The organism is Polaribacter sp. M10, assembly GCF_054968445.1.
The window spans coordinates 42,035-48,874 of the sequence record NZ_JBSSBG010000022.1 but is presented as its reverse complement, the minus strand read 5'-3'; the positions used below and the strand labels follow the sequence as shown (position 1 = coordinate 48,874).

Annotated in this window: 2 protein-coding genes; one reads left to right on the top strand and one right to left on the bottom strand. The window is 30.3% G+C overall.

Annotated features, from left to right (window positions below):
* On the bottom strand, nucleotides 1-3,476 hold a 3,476-nt coding region (locus ACWYN7_RS15335), incomplete at its 3' end, for a PKD domain-containing protein (RefSeq protein ID WP_462860851.1).
* 492 nt (nucleotides 3,477-3,968) lie between these two features.
* On the opposite strand from ACWYN7_RS15335, the gene ACWYN7_RS15330 reads away from it, so the two are divergent.
* Nucleotides 3,969-6,764, top strand: a complete 2,796-nt coding sequence (locus ACWYN7_RS15330) for a triple tyrosine motif-containing protein (RefSeq protein ID WP_462860850.1) — start codon at nucleotides 3,969-3,971, stop codon at nucleotides 6,762-6,764.
* The last annotated feature ends 76 nt before the right edge of the window (nucleotides 6,765-6,840 follow it).

Sequence of the window (6,840 nt, the reverse complement as noted above, 5' to 3'; positions counted from 1 at the left end):
GGATTAGTAGCCCCATCTATTTCAGATCCACCTGTAGTGGAATTATTCGCATTTGAAAACCATTGATAAGAAGGAGTACCTGTGCCATTTGTATAAGTAACTTCTAAAGTAGTTGCATTACCATTGAGACAAACTTCAGAAGACAAAGGTTGAGTTGTGAAAATTGGAGCTTCGTTAATTATTAAAGTAGAAACTTGACTGGTAACTTCACAACTAGATTCAGGTTGAGAAACCACTACATAATAATAAAAAGTGCCAACTGTATCTGTTGAAGGTGTATATGTTTGAGAATTTGCTCCTGTAATAGCTTTTCCTCCTGTATTTGAATTACTATTATTTGAAAACCATTGATAGGTTTTAGTAGAGCTTGTTCCTCCAGATACTTCAACTGTTAAATCAGCAGGAATAGCGCTTTTACAAAGTTCTTGACTAGCAATTGGTTGTGTGTCAATACTTGGGTCAGCAATTACTTTTACTTGGTAGACATCACTTTTATCAGAAGAACACCCATTGCCATCTAAAGAGACTTCAACGTAAAAGAAAAAATCACCAACAGTCGTAAAAGTAGCAGGAGTATATGTACTTTGAGTTGCTTCGTTAATAGGAGTTCCACCTTCTACAGAATTTGTAGCGTTACTATACCATTGATAGGAAGGAACTCCAGTTCCACCAGTGTAAGTTACTTCAAATTCATCAGCTGTTCCATCAACACAAAGTGTTTGTAGAGCGGATGCATTATCAATAGTTAGTTGAGGATTAACATCCACTTTGGCAGTATTAGAGATAATTTCAGAACAGCCACCAGAGGTAAAAGAAATTACAGCATAATAATAGTTAGAACCTACAGTATTTGTAGGTGGATTATAAGTATTAGAAGTAGCATCAGTAATGGCAGTTCCATTAGTTTTGTCATCAACAGTATTAGAAAACCATTGATAGGTAGGTGCTCCAGTTCCATTAGTATAAGTTACTTCTAGAGTTGTTGCAGCTCCATTTAAACAGACTTCAGAAGGTGTAGGTTGTGTTGTTATAATTGGAGAAGGATTCACAGTGATTATAAAGTCGATTGCATCACCTTCACAATTTCCTAATTTAGGAACTACAGTATAAATTAAAGATTCTGAGGTATTTCCAGAGTTTACTAATGTTTGTGGCGGTATTGTATTGGAAGTGCCATTAGTTGTAAAACCAGTAATATTTCCACTTGAAACAGCTGTCCAAGTATAAGTTGTACTTGGATTATTTGTGTTTAATACTATTTCTTTAGTATTTTGACCAGAACAAATTTCTTGTGTTGTATCCGTATTTGTAATTTCTGGTTTTTCAAAAATTTCAAAAGTTTGCGTTGTTGTGTTAGAAATGCCACACTCATTAGTAACCTCTAACTTTACTTCATGAATACCTGGAGTATCATAAACAATATTTCCAGGATCTAGGGTATTAGCAGTTGAAGGGTTACCTCCTGTAAACGTCCAGTTGTACGAAATACCTGAAGTGTCTGATGTACAATTCTCTACAGTTGCCACAGGATTTATGGTTGCTATACCACAAAAATTTTGAATAGGACTAATACTTACTTTAGGGGGCTTTTTTACATCTATAATCTTTGTATTAGTTTCAGTTCCACAACCTGTGGTTACACGTTGTGTAATGGTATATTTTCCAGGTTTATTGAATAAAAATTCAGGGTTTTCAGAAGCTGCATCAGTTCCGTTTGTAAATTCCCAATCAGATACATTTCCACAATTATCTTCAGCATAAGCAATAGACCAATTATAAGAAGCTGTGCTACATAATTCAGATTGGTCAGTGGTGTTGTTAGCTTTAACAGCTAAAGGAATACAACCTTCTTCGTTGTTTACAGAAAAAGTTGGTGTTATTTCTGGTTCTATACAGATTTCTTTTTCAGATTCTACTAATCCACATTGTGTATCTATAGAAAGTTTAACCATATATTTTCCTGATTCTGTAAACTGATATGAAAAATCTTCAGCACTATTGATAGAAAAAAACTTTTTTTGAACTGTGTTAAAATCAGGGTCGTTCTTTTTATCAATAATCCAAGTGATATCTGCATTTGTGAAACATTCGATACCATCACCAATAATAGATTTATTTTCAAAAAAGACAGTATTGTTAAGGCAGCTATTATCAACTGAATCAAACTCCACTGTAGATTCTCCTAAAATAACAATACTATCTGTGGTATTTGTAGTAGTGTCACAAGCATTTTTAGTATAAAGGGTAACAATAAATTCACCATTAGGTTGTGTACAACTACTTTTTTGATATTCATGAGTAAGTTGTTGTTCTGTAAAGACAGGATCGTTTAGAAGTTGTTCTTGGCTTATCGTTTTTGTAGGTGTTCCATCACCAAAATCAATTTCGTATGTGGTTTCTTTAGAGTTAGATTCAAAACCACTAATACCAAAAGTTATACTAGATTTACCATCATTTGTACATATGTTTTTTGTAGCACCTGGATTTTCTAGACCTGCTGCTGGGTTACTGTCATTGATAACTCTATAGGATACTTCATTTTTACAACCATTTAGTCCTATACCTGTGATTTTCATTGTATAGTCCCCAATTTCTGTGTATGTGTAATTTGCAGGAAAAGTAACGTTTGTGTCACTATTCCCATCTCCCCAATCTACATTGTAACTACTGATGCAACTTGTATTCGAAATATCTTCGACAGTTACTTCATAACTATCAGAAGAAGATGTATTATCACAATTGCTAAAAATACTTCTATTCGTTACTGCATCTCTAAATCTTAGATCCGGCTTTTCTTTCACTCTAACCCTATTTGTAGCAGTTGCACTACAACCAAATTTATCTGTTACGGTTAATTGAACATCAAAATCACGCTGACCACAACCTAAGGCAGTATTAAATTGGTGACCTGGGTTTTTCTGAGTAGAGGTGGTGCCATCTCCAAAATCCCATAAGTAGGTGAATTCTCCATTTCCAGATTCAGTAAAGGTAAATTGTACAGTATCTCCAGCACAAGCATCGTTGTTATTGTTATCAAAAGAAAAATCTACTGTTGGTAGTGCATGTACAGTTACAATAATTTCTTGACCTGTAATATCTTTAGCTTCACCTGAAGCATCTTCAACCTTGATTAGTTTAATTGTATAATTTTCTGAATTAGATCTATTAAAAGTTATACTTGCTTCATTAGTACTTCCAGAAGAAGTAATAGTTTCTTGTGAAAGATTGTCTATTTCATAGGTAAATTTATATGGAGCTGTTCCACCCGAACCAGTGAATGTTATGGTTGTAGTTTCATTAATACAAATATCTTTATCCGCTACAGAAATAGTAGCATTTGGTTCAAATAGATTATTAAAATATAGAAAATTAATACTTTCTGTAGATGCGTTAATTAGTAGACAACAACTAATTAAAAAGATACCTATTATAAATATCTTATTTTTAAAAGTTAATAATAGTAGTTTGTGATTCACTCTATTTTGATGGCAAATAGCATCAAAAATAAATCTGAGCTACATAGCAATTTTTAGTTAATATTCTTTTTCTTCGATTCAAATATAACTAATTAAAGGCTTTTTTTATATTTTAAATTAAAATTTATATTTAAATTTTTAGCTATCAAAAGAAATATAATCATATCTACTTGTTTTGATAACTGTAGTTATATTTATAATTACTACATGTTATTTTTACTATCAGACAATAAAATTTACCCTAGGCTTACCTTTTTAGATGAAAGTTGATTTCTTTACAATAGGTATAAAATAGTTTTGCGTCTCCATTTTTTGGTTTAATCGTTACTTGTTTTTTAAGAGGTATAGCGTTTATTTACGTTGTTTTGGTTTTGTTGTTGTTTTTAATGTTTATAAATTAACTATACAACTTATACGATACTTCGTGTTTTTTGCTTATTTTAATGATTTATTCCTAATTTAGTACCCAAACAAAATTATAATATTGTTGTTATGTTTACATCTAAAGTGCTAATACTTTTTACGAGTTTGTTTTTTGTTGGTAGTGTTTTTTCGCAAGAATTACCGCCAATAAATTCTTTTAAAACTGAAGATTATGGAGCTGAAAACCAAAATTGGTCTATTTCTCAGGCAGAAAACAATTTTATTTATGTGGCAAATAACAAAGGTTTGTTAGAGTTTAATGGCGCAACTTGGCAGTTGTATGATACGCCTAACGAAACCATAATGAGATCTGTAAAAGCCTACAAAAACCAAATTTTTACGGGTTTTTATATGGGGTTTGGGTTTTGGGAGAAAAATGATTGGGGTGTTTTAGAATACAAATCTATTGTTGATGCTGAAAATGTAAAAATGCTAGATGATGAACAAATTTGGAGCATAGTTGAATTAGATGGATGGATGGTGTTTATGTCTTTACAAAGAATTTATTTGTATAACTTAACAAGCAAAGCAGTTAAAATTATCAATACAGAAAATAGGGTAAATAGTTTATCTAAAGTAGATGATGTTATTTATTTTCATGAGAGTGGCAAGGGACTCTATAAAATTGAAAACGGATTGCCTAAATTGGTTTCAGACCATAAATTAATTAAAGAAAATTTTATTGTAGACATCTTTAAAAGAGAGAACAAGTTGTTGTTGTTAACGCAAGAAAATGGTTTTTATTTTTTAAATGATAACGTTGTAGAAAAATGGAAAATTCCTTCGGATTTTATTTTTAAAGGAAAGAAGATTTATAGTGCAAAAAAATTACACGATAACAGTTTTGTAATAGGTACAATTTCTGATGGAATTATCAATATAAATACTTTTGGCGAAATTAATTATCAAATTAATCAAAGTGTTGGGTTGCTAAATAATACAGTATTATCGGTTTTCGAAGATAATGATCACAATATTTGGTTGGGTTTAGATAAAGGAATTAATTGTGTAAATAATACATCGCCCATAAAAATTTACAACGAGAAAAACGATTTTTTAGGTACTATTTATGCTTCAATAATTTTTGATGACAAGATTTATCTCGGTACAAATCAAGGTTTGTTTTATAGAAATGTGAATTCAAATGAACCTTTCAAATTTATAAAAAACACGCAAGGTCAGGTTTGGAGTTTAAAAGAAGTTGATGGTAAATTGTTTTGTGGTCATGATTCAGGAACATTTGTAATTCAAAATAAAAAAGCCAAAAATATATTTAATATTTCTGGTACTTGGGAGTTTGTAAAAATTGATGAAAATACGATAATTCAAGGTTGTTACAATGGTTTGTACGTTTTAAAGAAAAATTTGGGTTCTTGGAAATTGAGTAATAAAATAGAAGGTTTTGACAATTCTAGTAAAAGCATTGTTTTGGTAAATAAAAACAAATTGCTTGTAAACCATGAGTACAAAGGGATTTTTAAAATAGTTTTAGACAACAACTTCTTAAAAGTTTTAGAATTAGAAGTAGAAACTACTGTAGAGAAAGGCAATCATTCTAGTATTGTAAATTATAAAGGTGATATTTTATACGCCAATAAAAAAGGAATTTATAAGTATAACAAAAAGGCAGACGCTTTTACTTTAGATACCATTTACAGTAAATTAATGTCAGATGGCGCGTATGTTTCGAGTAAATTAGTGCATAATGATGATAAATTGTGGTTTTTTTCTAAAGATAATATCAAATATCTATCACCAGGTAAATTCAGTAATAAACCAGCTATAAATAAGATTTTTATTTCTCAATCTATTCCTAAGGCAGCTTCTGGCTATGAAAACATTCTTCAATTAGAAAATGATCGGTATTTAATAGGTACTTCTAATGGTTATATTGTTGTCGATTTAGCCAAAATTAATAAACCCACCAATTTCAATGTTTCTATTAATAAGATTAATTTTTTTAAAACAGATGAACCTAAGCAAGGTGTAAGTTTATTTAAGCATAAAGAATTTGAATTTATAAATAATAATTTAGAGTTTTTTTACAGTGTTCCTCTTTATAATAAGACGCTAAATATTAAATACCAATACCAATTAGAGGGCTTTAATAAAACTTGGAGTAAGCCTTCTTTTTCTAATTCCATTACTTTCGAAAACATTTCTTTTGGCGATTATACTTTTAAAGTTAGAGCCATTGTAGGAGAAGAAGTTAGTGGTAATGTAAGTAGCTTTAGTTTTAAAATAGCCAAACCTTGGTATGTTTCTAATGTTTTTGTGGCATTATATGTATTGATATGTTTGTCTGGTTTTTATCTAGTGCATGTTTTTTCTAAAAGATATTACAGAAAGCAAAGAGAAGAGTTAATTGAAAAAAACAGAAAAGAATCTGAATTAAAGGAATTAGAAAGCTCTAAAGAAATCATTAAATTAAATAATGATAAATTGAGAAGTGATATAGAAAGTAAAAACAGAGAGTTGGCTACTTCTACCATGAATATCATAAAAAAGAACGAGTTTTTAAATACCATTAAGACAGAATTGATAAATGGAGGTGAAAAAAGTATTACAAAGGTTGTTAATATCATCAATAAAAATTTAAATAATACAGACGATTGGAAAATGTTTCAAGAAGCATTTAACAACGCAGATAAAAAGTTTCTAAAAAAAGTAAAACAAAAGCACCCTAGCTTAACTCCAAATGATTTAAGGCTTTGTGCTTACTTAAGGCTTAATTTATCATCTAAAGAAATTGCGCCATTGTTAAATATTTCGCCTAGAAGTGTAGAGGTAAAGCGATACAGATTAAGAAAAAAGATGGAATTGCCTCACGATTCTAACTTAACAAACTACATTTTAGAAATATAATACCCAAACACACTTCATTTTTACCGCAACAATACCACAACATTGGTAATTTTGTTTCTATTTAGGGTAATTTTTT